We start from the raw sequence: 16,878 nt of genomic DNA, 5'->3' as shown, positions 1-16,878 counted from the left end.
GGGCCGGAACGCGTTCCGGCCCGGTGCCCGGTGGGCGGCTCCCCGCAGGATCTGGGAGGAGCCGTCCACCTCCATGACTTTCCCACTAACCCTACAGACGATAGGTGAATTTATACACAAAACTATTTCGATGGGGCATTAAAGCCGCTTTTTTCTGGGAGGCCGAGGCGCCCGGCGGGGCACAACACTGGTGCGAGATCTTCGGCCGTTAAAGCAGAGCGGTCACGAACACGGGGAGCAAGCATGAGCCATGCGGTGAAGATGAACCCTCAGGTACAGAAGAGCATTGACATGTGCCTGGAGAGCCACAGCCGTTGCGAGCAGACCATGACCTACTGCCTCATGCAGGGGGGTCGGTACGCCGACATGGCGCTGATAGGCCCGCTCATGGACTGCGCCGACATGACCCGCCTCTGCGCGGACATGATGATGCGCCAGTCGCCGATGGCGAAGGAGATGGCCACGATGTGCGCGAAGGCCGCGAACAAGTGCGCCGACGCGTGCATGTCCATGGAGAACGACCCGATGATGAAGGAGTGCGCCGACGCGTGCCGGTCATGGGCCGAGGCGTGCCGGACGATGGCGAACGCGCGGTCCTGAGCCGTCGACCGGCTCTCAACACCACTCACGGATCCTCCAGCCATAGGGCGCGGAAAAAGGGGCGCCGCCGATCGAATCGGCGGCGCCCCTGCCCGTGCGGTACCCGGACAGAGGTAATCCTCCAGGTTCGGCCGAGAAGGGCACCCTGAATGCCGCTAGTGTGCTTGCCGTCTGATTTCCCTGCTGCCTAAGGCGGATGCGATCGTGGCGGACGACTACGCGACAACTTTCAAGATCGTCGATGTTGACGGTGACGGCCTCATCTCGGTCCCCGAGCTGACCAGGCTCATGGAGGTGCTCGGCCAGCCGATCACCCCCGAGGCGGCCGCGGCGGCCGTCGTCAGGATCGACCAGGACGGTGACGGCCTCATCTCCCTGGATGAGTTCGCCGGCTATCTCGCCCAGACCAGGGGCTGACCGACCTGATCCGATCGGGGTGCCCGGACCCTGAACCGGGCACCCCGACCAGGTCCGGTCCCACCACCGCCGGCGCCCGACCGATCTCGGCCTCGTCACCGGCCCGCCCCGCCGGCTCGGGTTCCGCCGGCACCAGGTCTCACGACCGTCTCCCGTACCCCTTGGCCAGGCACGGGACCGCTCAGCCCCGATCAGTCCCTCCCGTCGAAGACCTCACATGTTGCATTTGAGACAAGAACAAGCGTTTGCTAATTGTCCAAAGTGTCAATTAGGTGAGAATCTGAGGCGCACTCCGACAGGAGGGTCCATGGCGACAAAGGAACACACCCGGATCGCTGTCCCCGGCTTGAACGGCCGAAGAGCGAGATCTCACGACCTGCCCGACCAGCGGCTGTGGCGTTCGGCTCCGGCCAACGTCGCCAGGCTCCTGAGGCCGGGCCTGGCCCAGGTCGCGCACCAGGTGATCGACGAGATCACGGCGCGGATCCCCGAGTATGCCCGGCCGGCCGACACGAACTACATCAAGGTCATCAGGCTGGCCGTGGACGAGGCCCTGCGCCAGTTCGTCGACCGGATCGAGAACCCCAACGCGCCGTGGGAGCCCGACGTCTTCCGGACGATCGGGCGCGGCGAGGCCAACGAGGGCCGCAACCTCGACCCCCTGCAGACCGCGATGCGCCTGGGCGCCCGGGTCGCCTGGCGGCGGCTCACCGAGCAGTCCGAGCAACTCGGCCTCACCCCGCAGCACCTCTACGACCTGGGGGAGGCCATCTTCGTCTATCTCGACCAGCTGGCCGACGCCGCGGCCGAAGGGTTCGAGGAGGCCAGGGCCCGCGCGGCCGGGGAGATCGAGCGCCGCCGCCACCGGCTGATGGACCTGCTGCTCAGCCAGCCGGCCGCGTCCCCCGACGCGATCGCCGACCTGGCCAAGACCGCCGGATGGCGGCTGCCCAAGACCGTGGCCGGGGTCGCGCTGGAGGAGCATCCCGGTGGTTACCGTCCCCCCTCACTGCCGCCGGACGTGCTGGCCGGCCTCGACCGGCCGGGGCCCTGCCTGATCGTGCCCGACCCCGACGGCCCAGGGCAGGCCCAGACCCTGGAGAAAAGCCTGCGCGGCTGGAAGGCGGCCGTGGGTCCCGCAGTCCCGCTGGCCGCCGCCGCGACCTCACTGCGCTGGGCCCGCGAGGCGCTCAACCTGCACAGGCGCGGCGTGCTCACCGAGCAGCGCGGCCTGCTCCGCTGCTCCGACCACATGGCCACGCTGATCGTGTTCAAGGATGAGGAGCTGGTCACCGCGCTCACCAGGGTGCGACTGGCGCCCCTGGCCCACCTGCGGCCCAACCAGCAGGACCGGCTGGCGGAGACGCTGCTGGCGTGGTTGCGGCACGGCCGGGGTGCCGGGGAGGTCGCCGCCAGGCTCCACGTGCACCCGCAGACCGTGCGCTATCGCCTGCGGCAACTGGAGGAGCTGTACGGCGACCAGCTCAGCGACCCGGACGTCCGGTTCGAGCTGGAGATCGTCCTGCGGGCCCGCCAGTCCGCCGCCACCGGAACGACCTGATCACCGCGGACGCCCCGGGAAGCCGGAAACGGTCTGATCACCGCAGACCGGAAACGACCGACCGCGGTGGCCGAACCGGCAGATACCAGGCGGATACCCGGCAGCCGAACCGTCCATGAGCTCCGGCGGGACCGCCCTGTCCTCGTGACGGCCGGGGCGATCCGGCAGGCCGGAGACAACCTGATCGTCCCGGCCCTCGTGGTGACCAGGACGACCCGGCAGGCCGGCTCAGCCTCTACCGGCCCCGGAACAGCCTGAGCCGGTCCTCGCCGATGCGCTCCCTGAGCGCGTGGTCCTCGACGCCGAGGTCCTCGGTGGGCGCCAGGGCGAGCACGCCTACCTTGCCGACGTGCTCGTTGAGCTGCACGGCGCGGGCGGCGTCGCCGGTCTCGGCGAGCGGGTAGACGGCCGACAGGGTGGGATGCAGCAGGCCCAGCGAGAGCAGCCGGTTGACCTCGTGGCACTCCTGGTAGTTCGCCCCGTGGGAGCCGACGATCCGCTTGAGCTTCATCCACAGGTGCCGGTTGTCGTAAGCGTGGTCGTAGCCGCTGGACGACCCGCACGTGACGACCGAGCCACCGCGCCGCGCGACGTAGACGGAGGCGCCGAAGGTGTCCTGACCGGTGTGCTCGAAGACGATGTGCGGGTCCTCGCCGACCTGGCGGCGGACCTCGGCGCCGAACCTCCGCCAGGCCTTCTCATCGTCGAGATGCTCGAACTGCGAGCGGTCCACCACGTGTTCGCAGCCCATCCTGCGGAGCAGCTCCGCCTTCTCCGCGGAGCTGACGACGCCCACCGGGATGCCACCGCCGTTCCTCACCAGCTGCACGCCGTACGCGCCGAGCCCGCCGGTCGCCCCCCAGATGAGCACGACGTCGCCCTGCTTCATCCGGGATCCGCGCTCGCTGACCAGCATGCGGTAGGCGGTGGACGCGCACAGCATGTTGCAGGCGGCCTCCTCCCAGGTCAGGTGCCTGGGCTTGGCCAGCAGCTGGGTGGACTTGACCACCGCGAACTCGGCCAGCCCGCCGTAGTTGGTCTCGAACCCCCAGGCCCGCAGGTCGGAGCCGAGCATGGAGTCGGAGTGGCTGATCGGGTCCTGCTCGTCGACGTAGGCGGGCGAGACGACGACCCGGTCACCGATCTTCCAGTGCCGTACCGCGGCGCCCATCCGGACGATCACCCCGGAGGCGTCCGAGCCGAGCACGTGGAAGTCCTTGTCGTGCCGGGGGTCCTCGCGCCCGAACCGCTCCAGGAAGGCGAAGGTGGGGATCGGCTCGAACATGGCCGTCCACACGGTGTTGAAGTTGATCGCGCTCGCCATGACGGCGACCAGCACCTCGTTGGGGCCGAGCTCCGGCATGGGCACCTCGCCCACGTGGACGGATCTGGTGATGTCCTTGTCGACGCCGTTCACGCCGTGCCTGCTCCGGCCGAACATGCCCACCTCACCCTTGCGGGTGTGCGCGGCCCTGAAGGTCGTGGGAACGTCGAGCCGCGCGAGCTCTTCTGGATCGGCGCCGTCGACGACGGCCTGTGCGAGGGTCATTCCTGGCCTCCAAGGTGAGCGGCGATGACTTCGACGTGCGGCGGATCGAGCAGGTTGAGGTGGTGCGAACCGGGGATCGTGACGATCTCCAGTGCCGGGCTGAACGGGCCGAACCCCCGGGAGGGGTCGTCGGCATGGGCGTAGCGGACGTCCTCCACGGCCCACGGGGTCGGTTCCGTCGAGCGGTAGAGCAGCACCCGCCCCGGGTAGCTCCCCGCCCGGTACGCCTCCAGCGCCCGGGTGTCCTCGTGCGAGGTGATCTGGTGCCGCAGGATGGCCTTCCCAAGCAGGTCCAGCACCCCCGACTCGGCGACGCGCGCCTCCACCAGCGCGAGCTGCCCGGCCTCGTCCAGGGCCACCAGCTCCTCGCCGGCGAGGCGGACCCGCACCCCGTAGGTCTCGTCGAGATAGGCGACGAAGTCCGTGTACCGCCGCGCGACGATCTCCGCCCGCTCCGCCGCCTCGACCTCGTCGGGCAGACCCGAGTCGATCATCGCGACCAGTTCCACGTTCTCCGCCCCGAGCCGCCGCGCGATCTCGAACGCCAGGATTCCCCCGAACGACCAACCCCCCAGCCGGTAGGGGCCGGAGGGACACACCTTCCTGATCTCCTCCACGTACCGGGCGGCCCGCTCCTCGACCCCGGCCTCGGGGCCGAACACGCCCATGTCCGTCGGCCGCTCCAGCCCGAACACCACCTGCTCGGCGCCGAGCAGCCCCGCCAGCAGCGAGTACACCCCCGTGGTCCCACCCGCCGGATGCCCCAGGAAGAGCGGCACCCGCTCCCCCGCCTCCGTAGGGCGGGCCGCCAGGTAGGCGTGGGCGGCGGGGGTGAGCGGGCGGACGAGGCCACGGGCGGCCTCCTCCTCGTCGATCCCCCGTATTAGGTCGGCCAGCTGGGCACCGGTCCGCAGACCGGCCTGTTCACCCTCGCCCTCGGCGAGCGCACGGCCCGTCTCCCGGCCGAGGACGTCGAGCAGGACCGGCAGGACGTCCTCGGGAATCTCCTCGGTCACCCCCGGCTCGCGCCCGAGTATCCGGGTGAGCGCGGCGACGACCTGCCGCTCCGCCGCGTCCCTCGGTTCCACCTGGCGGGCCGGGGCCGCCGTGCCGCGCAGGCCGAGCTCCGCGGCGACGGCCATGGCCACGTCCCCGAGGGTCGCCCCCTGCAGCATCGGCGCGGCGGGCACCGCCACCCCGAAGTCGTGCTCGATCGTGCCGCGCAGCCGGGTGGCCGCCAGCGAGTCGAGGCCCGCCTCGGTGAGCACCGTGTCCTCCTGGAGCCAGGCGACGTCGAACCCCAGCACCGCCGCCGTCCGCTCCCTGATCTTGCCGACCACGATCTCGACGGCCCTGCCCGGCTCCATGTCGGCCAGGGCCTCGACACCCGCCCAGCCTCCGGCGCTCGCCCCCGCGCCCGCCAGGTCGGCGAAGTACGGCATGCGCGCGATGCCGGGGAACAGCTCGACGGCGGTCGCCACGTCCAGCCGTAGCACGCCCGCCGCGTCCGCCTCGGCGGCGAGAAGCGCCTCCAGCGCCTCGACTCCCTCGCCGGGTGTGATGGGCGAGACGGCGGGCGGCGCCACCTGGCTCGCCCCGCCGACCTCGGCCCAGGTGCCCCAGTTGATCGTCGTTCCCGGCAGTCCCTCGGACCTGCGCAGGTCGCAGAGCGCGTCCAGCCAGGCGTTCGCCGCCGCGTAGGCGGCCTGTCCGGGCGAGCCGAGCAGCGCGGCCGCCGAGGAGAACGCCACCCACCAGTCCAGGCTCGCGTGCCTGGTCGCCTGGTGCAGTGCCAGGCCGCCGTGGACCTTGGCCGACCAGACCCGGTGCAGGTCCGGCGAGCCCACGTCGACGACGAGGCGGTCGTCCAGCACGCCCGCCGCGTGCACCACGCCACGGAGCCACACCCCTCCGTCGATCACGGCCCTGACCAGCCGTACGGCGACCCCCGGCGCGGCCAGGTCGCCGGTCACCACCTGGACGTCGACGCCCAGCTCGCGCAGCCGCTCGATCTCGGCGGCCCCCTCGGCGGACGGCCCCGACCGTCCGCCGAGCACGATCCGCCCCGCGCCCCGCTCGGCCAGCCAGCGGGCCACGACCAGCCCCAGGCCGCCGTACCCTCCGGTGATCAGGTATCCCCCGCCGCGCCGTACCACCGGCGTCGCCCTGCGCCGCCCGACCGTGCCGGGCCCGTGGGCCGCGCCGGCACCGGCGCCGGAGTCAGGGCCGCCCGCCAGGTCGGGTACGGCGGCGAGACGGGCGGTGTACCGGATGCCGAAGCGCCAGGCGACCTCGTCGTCCGGCTCGTCGGCCGCCAGCTCCGTCAGGAGCGACTCCGTGTCGTCGACGTCCACCAGGCAGGCTCGCAGCTCCGGATGCTCGAAGGCCAGGACCCGGACCAGCCCGCGCAGCGCGGCGGCCCCCGGGTCACCCGGCTCCCCGTCCAGTACGGCCTGTGCCCGGTCGGTGACGATCCTCAGGCGGGTGCCGGCACCGCCGCCGGGCCCCTCACCGGCCCGCGGCCCCACGAGTTCGCGGACGATCGCGGTCACCGCGAGGAGCAGCGCCTCGCTCCCCGCCGGGGTCAGCCCCGCGGGGACGAGCAGCACGATCTCGTCACTCGCCGGTAGTCCGGCCGGGGGCGACGGTACGAGGCGGGTCGCGGTGTGCGGGGCGGGTCGCTGGGCCGGCACCAGGGACGAGGCCGCGGCAGGGCGCGGGGAGAGGCAGGGCATCGTGAGCGTGCGGGCGGCGTGCCCGGCGGCGGCGAGCTCGGTGGCCAGGCGCTCGGCCCGCGGGTTCTCGTCTCCGGCCAGGATGAGCCAGCCACGGGCCCGGAGGGAGTCGAGTCCCCGCTCCGCGGGCCGGGCGTCGGTCCCCGCCTCGGTGGCCCAGAGGCGCCGCACCAGCTTGCCCGCCAGGGGCACCGGTAGCGCGCCGGCCGGGACGTCCCTGGCCAGCAGCCCGACCGGGGTGCCGTCCGGCTCCAGCACCTCGATCTCGACCGGCGTCCCCGCCGGTACGCGTAGCCGTCCGGCCAGCTCGGCCGGGCTCGGTACGGCGGCGACGACGGGCGAGTCCGCGACGATCCTCGCGGTGCCGTACCGGACCCAGCCCCCGGCGGCGTTCCTGGCGTCGATCTCGACCTCGCCCGAAGGGGTGAGGGTGGTGGTGACCGTGGCGGGCAGCGGCAGGAAGCCGTTCAGGGTGACGTCGGCCAGCTCGGCCTGACCGTACACGGTGAGGGCCGCCGCCTGGGCCAGGGCCGCGACCGCGGCCAGCGGCATGACCGGCAGGCCGTGCGGCTGCCACACCGCGGGCTCCAGCCGCCAGGGGAGGTCGGACAGGTCGTCCAGCCTGGTCGTCCACACGTGCCCCGCCGGGCTCTCGACGTGCACCCCGAGCAGCGGATGGGTGCCCGGCGGGAGCGCGGACGACCTGGCGGCGGAGACCCAGTGGCGTTCGTGCCGCCAGGGTGACGGTGGAACGTCGGCGAGCGTGCCGGAGGAGGACGGCAGCAGCAGCGAGGGCATCGCGACCACGGTCGCGGCGAGCTGGGCGCGGATCTCCTCGTCGTGGCCCCGGCGCAGGGAGTGGGTGATCACCGTTCCCGCAGGAAGGCTCTCGCGCAGCGCTCCGGCCAGGACCGGGTGCGGGCTGATCTCGGTGAAGAGGGTATGACCGTCCGCCGCGGCGGCCCTGATCGCGTCGAGCAGGCGGACCGGGCGGCGGACCCCCGCCGCCCAGTAGGCGGGCTCGAAGGTCGGCACCTCGCGGGGGTCGTCGAAGACCGTCGAGTAGAACGGGAGCTCCGGCTTGCCGCCCGCGATGCCCTCCAGGGCCTCGCGGAGCCTGGGCAGGAGCGGCTTGACCTGTGGCGAGTGCCCGGCACCCTCGGCGGTCAGCACCCGCGCGAGCAGGCCGCGGGCCTCGACCTCGGCGGCGAAGGCGGCCAGCCGGTCGGGGTCGCCGGTGACGACGCACTGCCTGGGCGAGGAGTACACCGCGACGTGCAGGTCACCGGGCACCTCCTCGGCGGGCACCTCAAGCACCGCCATGGCCCCGCCGCCGCCGATGGTGCCGAGCAGCGCGGCCCGGCGGCAGATCACCCGTACCGCGTCCCGCAGCCCGATCCCGCCCGCGACCACGGCGGCCGCGACCTCCCCCATGGAGTGCCCGACGACCGCCGCCGGCCGCGTCCCGTACGCCGTCCAGAGCCGGGCCAGCGCCACCTGCACCGCGAAGATCACCGGCTGCGCGATGGCCACCCCCGGCACGTCCGCCCCCTCGGCGATGATCTCGCGCAGCCGGATGTCCGCCTCCTCGGCGAGCATCGGGTCCAGTTCGTCGATGGTCCGGGCGAATATCGGCTCTTCCGCGTAGAGGCGGGCTCCCATGCCCGCCCACTGCGATCCGTAGCCGGAGAACACCCAGACCGGCCCGCGCCCCCCGGCCGGCGCCGCTCCGGTGACGCCCGTCCCGTCCCGTACGGCCCGCAGCCCGGCGACCAGTTCCTCCCGGTTCGCGGCCACGACCGCGGCCCCTGCCCTGCCCCGCCCCGCCCGCCGGGCGAGGGTGTGCGCGACATCGCCGAGCGAGACCTGCCGCCGAACCCCCGCGGCGGGGGTGCTCCCGGCGGCGGACGCGTCCGGGGAGGCGGCATCGGGCTCGGCGAGTTCGGCGTCGGCCCAGTTCGCGAGCGTCCCGGCATGATCCCTGACCCGCTCGGGAGACACGTCCGTGAGTAGGAAGATCTTCGCTACCGGCCCCTCGCGCTCCGGTTCCCGCCACTGCGGAGCGGGCTCCAGGACGGCGTGGGCGTTGGTGCCGCCGAAGCCGAAGGAGGAGACACCCGCCAGGGGGTACCCGTCCGGCCAGGGGGTTGGGGCGGTGACGACCTGGAGATGTTCCCAGGGAATGTGCGGGTTGGGCCGGTGGAAGTGGACGCTGGGCGGGATCACGCCGTGGTGGAGGGCGAGGACCGTCTTGATCAGGCCGGTGATCCCGGCGGCGGCCTCCAGGTGGCCGAGGTTGCTCTTCGCGGAGCCGAGGAGCAGCGGCGCGGTACGGCCCTCGCAGAGGGCGGCGGCGATGGCGCGGGCCTCGATCGGATCGCCCAGGAAGGTGCCGGTGCCGTGCGCCTCGATGTAGCCGGGACTGCCCAGACCCGAGTAGACGCCACGCAGGAGCTCCTCCTGGGCCTCGGGGTTGGGCGCGACCAGCCCGTTCGACCGGCCGTCCTGGTTCACCGCGGTGGCGCGGAGCACCGCCATGACCCGGTCGCCGTCCCGCTGGGCGTCGGACAGCCTCTTGAGCACGACGACCCCGCAGCCTTCGGCCCTGACCATCCCGTCCGCCGAGGCGTCGAAGCTCTTGCAGCGCCCGTCGGGCGCGGTGCCGCCGCCCTGGTCGAACGCCATGGTGATCACGGGTGAGAGCAGCAGGTTGACCCCGGCGGCGATGGCCAGGTCGCTCTCCCCCGACCTGAGGCTGCCTGCGGCGAGGTGCGTGGCGACCAGCGAGGACGAGCACGCGGTGTCGACCGCCAGGCTGGGCCCGCGCAGGTCCAGCAGGTAGGAGAGCCGGTTGGCGGCGATGCTGAACGCCGCGCCCGTCGCCGTCCAGGCGTCCACCCTCGCGGTGTCGGCCGTGGTCAGGTGGGCGTACTCGTTGCCGGATATGCCGACGAACGCGCCGGTACGGCTGCCGCGCAACGACCGGGGCGCGACGCCCGCGTGCTCCAGCGCCTCCCAGGCCGTCTCCAGCAGCAGCCGCTGCTGCGGGTCCATGGTCTCGGCCTCGCCGGGGACGATCCCGAAGAACTCCGCGTCGAACCCGGCGATGTCCTCCAGGAAGCCGCCGTGCCTGGTCGTCCTGGCCAGAGCCTCGGCGGTGCGGGGAGATCCGTCGTCGAAGGGCTCCCACCGGCCCTCGGGCACCTGGCCGACGGCGTCGCCGCCCGCCATGAGCAGCCGCCAGAAGTCTCCGGGGCCGCGTACCGAGCCGGGGAGGCGGCACCCGACGCCGATCACCGCGATCGGCTCGTCGGAGACGGCCGGTCCGGCCTTCTCCGGGGCGGTCCGCGCGCGGGGCGCGAGCCCCCTGGCCAGGCGGTTGATCGTGGGATACTCCCAGACCAGCGTGGGTCCCAGCTCGCGGCCGAGAAGCACCTCCAACTCCCCCGCCACCGCGACGGCGTCGCGGGAGGAGAGCCCGAACTCCTCCAGGGGACGGTCGGGGTCGACGTCCGCGAGGGACAGGCGACAGCGGGCCGCGATACGCCCCGTGAGGAAGCGGCGAATCTCGTCTTCACCGAACAGGTCCACGTGGCAGCTCCAAGAACACCCGAGGTGGTCGGCAAACTTACCCAGACGTATCGGGATAAGGGAGCCATGGCAGACCACAATCCATCTCGGCGTTTTATAACGAACGTGATAACGCGCGATATCTGATGAGATTTGTGGTTAAAGCGCAAGCGACCGCGTCATTTCGTTGCGAACGCTCATAGCTGAGAGGTGATCACCCCGCCTAGGGTCGCCTGCCACGGCCACTGTCTCCAGGCCGGGCGGAGGAACGACCATGCGACCTGCTCGACGCGGACTTCTGGCGCTGGCGACCGCGCTTGTCGTCGGACTCCCCTCGACCGCGCACGCCGACCCGGCCTGGGCGTCGGCACTCGGTGACAGGAGCGGCGAGGCAGGCGCGGCGGCCCGGACCGCTCCGGAGGTGAACCCGGCGGGAGGGACCGTCCGGAGGGAGAAGCCCGCGGAGAGCAACGCCCTGATCACGAGATCGGCGGGCAGGACCGCCTCGGCGGTGAGACCGGCGGTGAAACCACAGCCGAGCCCGAGCCCCTCCGCCGGCAAGGGAGGCAGGAGCCCATGGGGGCCCTGGCCTGCCGCCAGGCCGGGCGCCGCGCGCGTGGTCAAGGAGACCTGGCTCGGCCCGCGCATGCTCGACCTCCAGATCTCGTCGCCCGCGGTCAACGCGACCCTGCCGGTCCGCGTGCTGGTGCCCCAGGGCTGGTCGAAGGGCGCGCGCCGCACCTGGCCGGTCCTGTACCTGCTGCACGGCGGCGCCGACGACTACACCTCGTGGACCCGGATGACCGACATCGCGAGCATGACCGAGGACATGGACGCGATCATCGTGATGCCCGAGGCGGGCCGGGCGGGTAACTACTCGAACTGGTACAACAAGGGCAAGGGAGGCGCACCCGGTTGGGAGACCTTCCACACGTCCGAGGTGCGCCGCCTGCTGGAGACCGGCTACCGCACGGGGAGCCGCCGCGCCGTCGCGGGGCTCTCCATGGGCGCGTACGGCGCGATGAAGTACGCCGCGCTGCACCGGGGGATGTTCCGCTTCGTGGGCGCCTACAGCGGCGTCATGTCCACCCGCCTGCCGGGCATCCCCGAGCTCATCATGAACGCACAGGCCTCCGAGGGACAGGATCCGCAGGCGCTGTGGGGCGATCCGCTCAGGAACCGGAACGTCTGGAGGGCCAACGACCCCGCGGCCCACGCCGGGAACCTGCGCGGCGTGAGCATCTACATCTCCAGCGGCACGACCAGCAGGCTGGGCGAACTCGACCCGCCGGGAGTCCCCTGGAGCCCGGCCCATCTCGGTGAGCCGATCTCCGCCTACACGGCCAGGGACCTGATCGCCAAGCTCCGCTTCCACGGCATCAAGCCCGTGGTGCACCTGTACCGGGACGGCACCCACAGCTGGCCCTACTGGGAGCGCGAGTTCCGCAGGTCCTTCCCGATGATCCTGTCCGCCCTGGGCCTGAAGGCCGCCCAGGACGACGCCTCCGCACCCCGGGAGCAGGAGAACGTCTGGAACCTGCTCGGCGGAATGTGAGAGCCGGATGCGCGGCGGTCGCCGGTCCCGGCCCGACGATCCGCTGCCGTCGACATCACCCGGCGGCGTTCGGCGGGCCCCGGGGGAATCCGCTTCCCAAAGAAGCGGACACGCGCCGATGACCTGCCCCTGACGGAACGGCCGTCCTCTCGAACCCTCATCGCCGACCCGGTGGCGTGTTGACTCACCGTTGACCAGATAATAACTTTGAGTAGTTGTTTCAACACCCAGCGTGGCGGACGTTCGAGGTCGCGCGTGAACCCCGGCGTTCCGTAACGGACGTCGGACGTGGATCCCCTTCCCGAAGGCGACCTCCGGTCTCACGTGCGAGGTCGTCCGGTCGCGTGCCGTCGTATCCCCGCGAAGGGTGACCCGCGGCTCTCGCCTGACCGTCTCGGGGAAGCGCGCTCACACAGGAAGAGGCAGCACAGTCAATGAGGAGCGCATCCAGCGGACGTGCCGGGAGCGCGCCGCACGACTCGCGCGGGGCCCGGCATCCGGTGACCGTCATGGCCGAGCAGATGACCGACGTCTTTCTCGACCTTGGTTACCGCATCGTCGAAGGACCCGAGGTCGAGGCCGAGTGGTTCGCCTTTGACGCGCTCAACATGGACGACGACCACCCCGGCCGCACCCCCGACCGGGCCTTCCACCTCGAAGACCTCGCGGAGCCCGGCGGGAGGTCGGGCCTCGTGCTGCGTACCCGCACCTCACCGGCGCAGGTGCGGGCGATGCTCGGCAGAACCCCGCCGCTCCGCCTGGTCTGCGCGGGCCGCGCCTTCCGTCCCGACGCGACCGACACCATCCACAGCCCGGTGTTCAACCAGGTCGAGGGCCTCGCCGTCGACCTGGGGCTCACCATGGTCGACCTGAAGAAGACCCTCGACCACTTCGCCGCCGCCGTGTTCGGCAGGGGCACGGTGACCCGGCTCCGCACCCACCGGTCCGCCTACACCGACCCGTCGGCGAAGGTGTACGTGGAGTGCGCGGTCTGCCACGGCGTCCGGGAGGACGTCTCCGGGGACGCCTCCGCGGGGCCGTGCGGGACGTGCGGCGGCGGGGGATGGATCGAGTGGGGCTGGTGCGGCACGGTCCGCCCCCTGGTGCTGACCACCTGCGGCGTCGATCCGCACAGGTACGGCGCGTTCGCCTTCGGCGTGGGCGTCGAGCGCACCCTGATGCTCCGGCACGGCCTGAAGGACATCAGCGACATCGTCGGCGGCGACATCCGCTTCCCGCTCGGGATGGACGAGTTCGCCCCCGGCGGCAGGCCCAGGCCCACTCCCCGCCCCCGGACCACGGCCACCACACGCGCCGTGCCGGCCGCACGGGCCGTGCCCGATCTGGAGATCATCCCGTTGACCCGAGGCGGTCACGGCAGGAGAGGCCTGCGGGGACGGGAGGCCGGCGGGGGGCTCACCCGCTCGCAGAGCCTGCGACGGCGGATCGGGCACGCGCTGGCGGGGGCGGGGTACGTCGAGACGCCGCGCTTCCCCTTCGTCTGCGACGCCGCATGGGACGCCTTCGGCCTGGCGCCCGACGACCCGCGCCGCGCCACGCTGACGCTCACGAACCCGATCAGCCCGCGCGAGCCGTCGCTGCGCACCACGCTCCTCCCCGGGCTGCTGGCCGCGCTGGGGCTCAACCTCGCCCTGGGAAATCACTACCCGGCGCTCTTCGAGCAGGGAGTGGTCTTCACACCCCGCACGGGCGCCGACCCCACCCTCTCGCCCCTGACGGACCACCGCCCCACCGCGAGCCGGCTCGACGCGCTGAACGCCACCGTCCCCGCCCAGCCCAGCCATCTCGCCATCGCCCTGACCGGCGAGTCGTCGTGGGCCCGCGCCGTCGACACCGCGCGGACGGCCGCGCACGTCATGGGGGCCGGCCTGATCACGCGCCCCACCGAGTACGCGCCCTGGCGCCCTGGACGCTGCCTGGAACTGCTCGTCGGCGAGGCGGTGCTCGGCCACGCCGGCGAGCTGCACGCCGCCACGGTCCAGGCCCTGGGCCTGCCACCGGGGACGAGCGTCATGGAGATCGACCTCACCGCGCTGGAACATCTCACCGATCACGGAGGCACGTGACGTCCTCCCCGCCCGGCCCGGTGGCCGTCGGCACCCGGAAAGCCAGGAGGCCGGGGACTCCACCGCTCGCCCCGCCCGCCGGCCAGGTCTGCCGGTCCCGGTGAAACCGGCCTTAGCCGCTTCACCGGGAGATCGCGGGAGTGCGTCAGACGGCCGCGAGATAGATCTGGCCGAAGGCCTCGGCGAGCTTCTTGAGGTCGGTGGTCACGTCCACCTCGGGGTTGGCCGGGTCGTAGACGGCGGCCAGGCGACGCTGGATCGGGGTGAGCTTCTTCAGCTGGTCCCAGGCGGTCAGCCGGTTCACCGCGCCCTGGGCGTCCTGGACGCGGGTCCAGACGTTCACCTGCTGGGCGGCGCCGTCCTTGACGGGCACCGACAGCCGGGAGGCGATCTGCTCATCGGTCACCTGGCCGACGAGACCGGTCTCCTCCGCGGCGATCTGGGTCAGGACGTCCCACGACCGGGCACGGACCTGGATCCACTGGTTGCGGTGGGCCTGCTCGGCGTCGATCTTCCAGGTGTCGTAGCCGCCGTACAGCAGGCCGGTGTCCAGGGAGAGCTGGTCGACGCGGCCCGCGATCAGCGGGGACTCGATCTTCTCGGGGGCGAGCAGCGGGTACCGCTTGCGCATCTCCGCCTTGCAGGTGTCGTTGGCGCCGCAGGCGAGCTCGGGAACCACGGTGTGCACGCCCAGCCGCTTGCCGGGCGCGGCCTGGCGGAGGGCGTCGGAGGCCGCGGTGACGAACGCGGTGATCTCCGCGTCCGTCTTGAACGTGCTGTTGTAGCCCAGCTGGGAGGTGAACCGGATGCCCGCGACCTCCGGACGCGCGGCAAGCGCGCCGATGCGCTTGACGGCGGCGGTGAAGGTCTCGGTGCCCGCCTTCCAGTCGTCGGCCAGTTCGGTGTCGATCCAGACCCGCAGCTGCTGGGCCTTCGCCGCGGTGATCGCCTGGCCGGCCGGAGTCCGCGCGGCCGCCGCGACGGCGGGATCCTGGGTGCTCGTGGAGGTCGACTTGGCGGCACCGGTCAGTTCGGATCCGTTGACGGTGCCGTCGCCGCCCTCATCGTGCCCGTCGATCGAGCACTGCTGGCCCGCCTCGCACTCGGGCGCGCCGTCCTCTCCCGCCCCCTCGGGGAGGGGGGAGTTCTCGTCGCCCTCGGCGCCGCCGCCGGGCGGCTCGGGGCAGGCGCCGGCCGAGCAGTCGATGAACTTGCCGTCGACCGGGCCGGCCTCCTTGAGGTGGGCCGCGTCGTCGCTGCCCCAGAAGAGCGCGACGCCGAGGGCCTCTTCCGGCTTGGCCAGCCAGTGACACACGACGTAGGCCGGGGCGTCGGCCCCCATCAGATCGTTGCAGCTGCGGGGATCGTCCTGCGAGTACGCGGCCCCGGGCGTCATGATCCCGACGAGCGCGAGCGCGGCGCCGACGGCGAGGGCCCGGCGCAGAGTAAGTCGCATGTCCTGAACTCCCCGGGTAAAGCTGGTCAAAACGATCGATCCACACTTTACCCAGATCGCAATGGGCTCAACAGCCCCAGTCAAGGACCCACAGGACTTTGATACCTTCCGGCTGATCCGGCGTCCCACGCGGACAGGAGCCCGGGGCATTGCAGGTAGCCGGAATGCCGGTATCCCGCTGGCGTGAAGCGACAAACGGGGGCTGCCAGCGCAGACGACGGGCGGCGGGGACAACATCATGGTGGTGAGGGCAACCGCCCGGGGAGACGGGGAACCTCCGCCGCGGTGTCGAGCCGATGACGAGGCTCCACCCCCCTCCTTGAAGAACGCGCCGATTGGTGCAGACCGAAACGGACCTCAATGTCGCCGCACGTCAACGATCTGAGCAGCCGGTTCCACGGGCTCCCAGGGTCGGACGAGATCATTTGTCTCGCCCTGGCGACCAGCGACCTGCTGAAGCGGATGGAGAGCGCCAGGAACCGGATCGACCGGTCTCTGGTCCAGCAGCGGCGATTCGTGTCCGACGCCTCACACGAGCTGTTCACCCCGATCGCCGGGCTCAGGGCTCTCCTGGAAGAGGCCCGGCTGCATCCCGAGGAGACGGACCTGAGCGAGCTGCTGGCAGACGCGCTGGGAAACGTCGGCCGGCTTCAGAAGATCGTCAGCGACCTGCTGATGCTGGCGAAGGTCGGCACGAACCCGCCGGACGCGTTCGTCAGCACGGACCTGGGCGAGCTGGCCCGCGCCACGGTCTCGCGGCGCGAGGACGACATCCCCGTACGACTTCGGCTCGCCCCCGGTGTCAGGGCGAACGTCGTCGACGCGGAGATCGACCGGCTCCTCTCCAACCTCCTGGACAACGCGCAGCGCCATGCCAGGCGCACGGTGCTGGTCGAGGTGCGCAGGGACGGTGAATACGGCGAGCTGACCGTCACCGACGACGGGGAGGGCATCGCCGACGCCGACAGGGAACGGGTCTTCGAGCGGTTCACCCGGCTGGACACGGCCCGCTGCCGCAACCGGGGAGGCACCGGGCTCGGCCTCACGATCGCCCGCGACATCGCCGAAGCCCACCTGGGAACCATCAAGGTGGACGGCTCTCCCCTGGGCGGCGCACGGTTCGTCCTCCGCCTTCCGCTCGCCACCGCCGCACGGCTGGACGACCATCTGGACAACCATGAAGAGACCGCCTCCTGACACCTGTCCGGATGACCACGGGATCCACCAAGCCCCCGTCCCCTGACCGGACGGCCGCCCGTCCAAGCTCCCCCGGACCGGCGACCGAGTTCCCTCTCCGGCCCGCTCGCCCAGGGCCTCCCGGGCGAGCCTGCCCCACCGGCCGGCGGCC

The 16,878-nt window shown here is 72.1% G+C and carries 9 protein-coding genes; 6 read left to right on the top strand and 3 right to left on the bottom strand.

Annotated features, from left to right (window positions below; all coding sequences use genetic code 11):
- Positions 1–243 precede the first annotated feature (243 nt).
- The 3 genes from ABZU75_RS40075 (at position 244) to ABZU75_RS40065 (ending at position 2,578) form a co-directional block, all read left to right on the top strand.
- The gene (locus tag ABZU75_RS40075) at positions 244–600 is read left to right on the top strand and encodes a four-helix bundle copper-binding protein (RefSeq protein WP_355566570.1); all 357 of its coding nucleotides are present in this window, start codon (positions 244–246) and stop codon (positions 598–600) included.
- Positions 601–804: 204 nt separating this feature from the next.
- Positions 805–1,017 carry an EF-hand domain-containing protein gene (locus tag ABZU75_RS40070; RefSeq protein ID WP_355566567.1) on the top strand — a complete coding sequence of 71 codons (213 nt, stop codon included), beginning with the start codon at positions 805–807 and terminating at the stop codon, positions 1,015–1,017.
- A 307-nt stretch (positions 1,018–1,324) separates the two neighbouring features.
- The gene (locus ABZU75_RS40065; protein WP_355566564.1) at positions 1,325–2,578 is read left to right on the top strand and encodes a helix-turn-helix domain-containing protein; all 1,254 of its coding nucleotides are present in this window, start codon (positions 1,325–1,327) and stop codon (positions 2,576–2,578) included.
- A 235-nt stretch (positions 2,579–2,813) separates the two neighbouring features.
- On the opposite strand, the gene ccrA is transcribed toward ABZU75_RS40065, so the two are convergent.
- Complete coding sequence (gene ccrA / locus ABZU75_RS40060; protein WP_355566561.1) at positions 2,814–4,127, bottom strand: crotonyl-CoA carboxylase/reductase; 1,314 nt, start codon at positions 4,125–4,127, stop codon at positions 2,814–2,816.
- Positions 4,124–10,453, bottom strand: a complete 6,330-nt coding sequence (locus ABZU75_RS40055) for an SDR family NAD(P)-dependent oxidoreductase (protein WP_355566558.1) — start codon at positions 10,451–10,453, stop codon at positions 4,124–4,126. The genes ccrA and ABZU75_RS40055 overlap by 4 nt, the downstream gene beginning before the upstream one ends.
- Positions 10,454–10,706: 253 nt before the next feature.
- Between ABZU75_RS40055 and ABZU75_RS40050 the strand changes: the two genes are divergently transcribed.
- Both ABZU75_RS40050 and ABZU75_RS40045 read left to right on the top strand, forming a co-directional pair.
- Positions 10,707–11,987: an alpha/beta hydrolase-fold protein gene (locus tag ABZU75_RS40050; protein ID WP_355566554.1), complete on the top strand. Its 1,281-nt coding sequence runs from the start codon at positions 10,707–10,709 to the stop codon at positions 11,985–11,987.
- 434 nt (positions 11,988–12,421) lie between these two features.
- Positions 12,422–14,074, top strand: a complete 1,653-nt coding sequence (locus ABZU75_RS40045; RefSeq protein WP_355566551.1) for a hypothetical protein — start codon at positions 12,422–12,424, stop codon at positions 14,072–14,074.
- 145 nt (positions 14,075–14,219) lie between these two features.
- Here the strand turns inward: ABZU75_RS40045 and ABZU75_RS40040 are convergent, their stop codons facing one another.
- Positions 14,220–15,530, bottom strand: coding sequence for a hypothetical protein (locus tag ABZU75_RS40040; RefSeq protein ID WP_355566548.1), 1,311 nt, complete (start codon positions 15,528–15,530; stop codon positions 14,220–14,222).
- Between the two features lie 360 nt (positions 15,531–15,890).
- Between ABZU75_RS40040 and ABZU75_RS40035 the strand changes: the two genes are divergently transcribed.
- On the top strand, positions 15,891–16,727 hold the full coding sequence (locus tag ABZU75_RS40035) for a HAMP domain-containing sensor histidine kinase (protein ID WP_355566546.1): 837 nt from the start codon (positions 15,891–15,893) through the stop codon (positions 16,725–16,727).
- Positions 16,728–16,878 lie beyond the last annotated feature (151 nt).

The organism is Streptosporangium sp. NPDC005286, from assembly GCF_040607515.1.
Classification (GTDB): Bacteria; Actinomycetota; Actinomycetes; order Streptosporangiales; family Streptosporangiaceae; genus Streptosporangium.
This window is presented reverse-complemented; position numbering and strand designations above follow the sequence as displayed.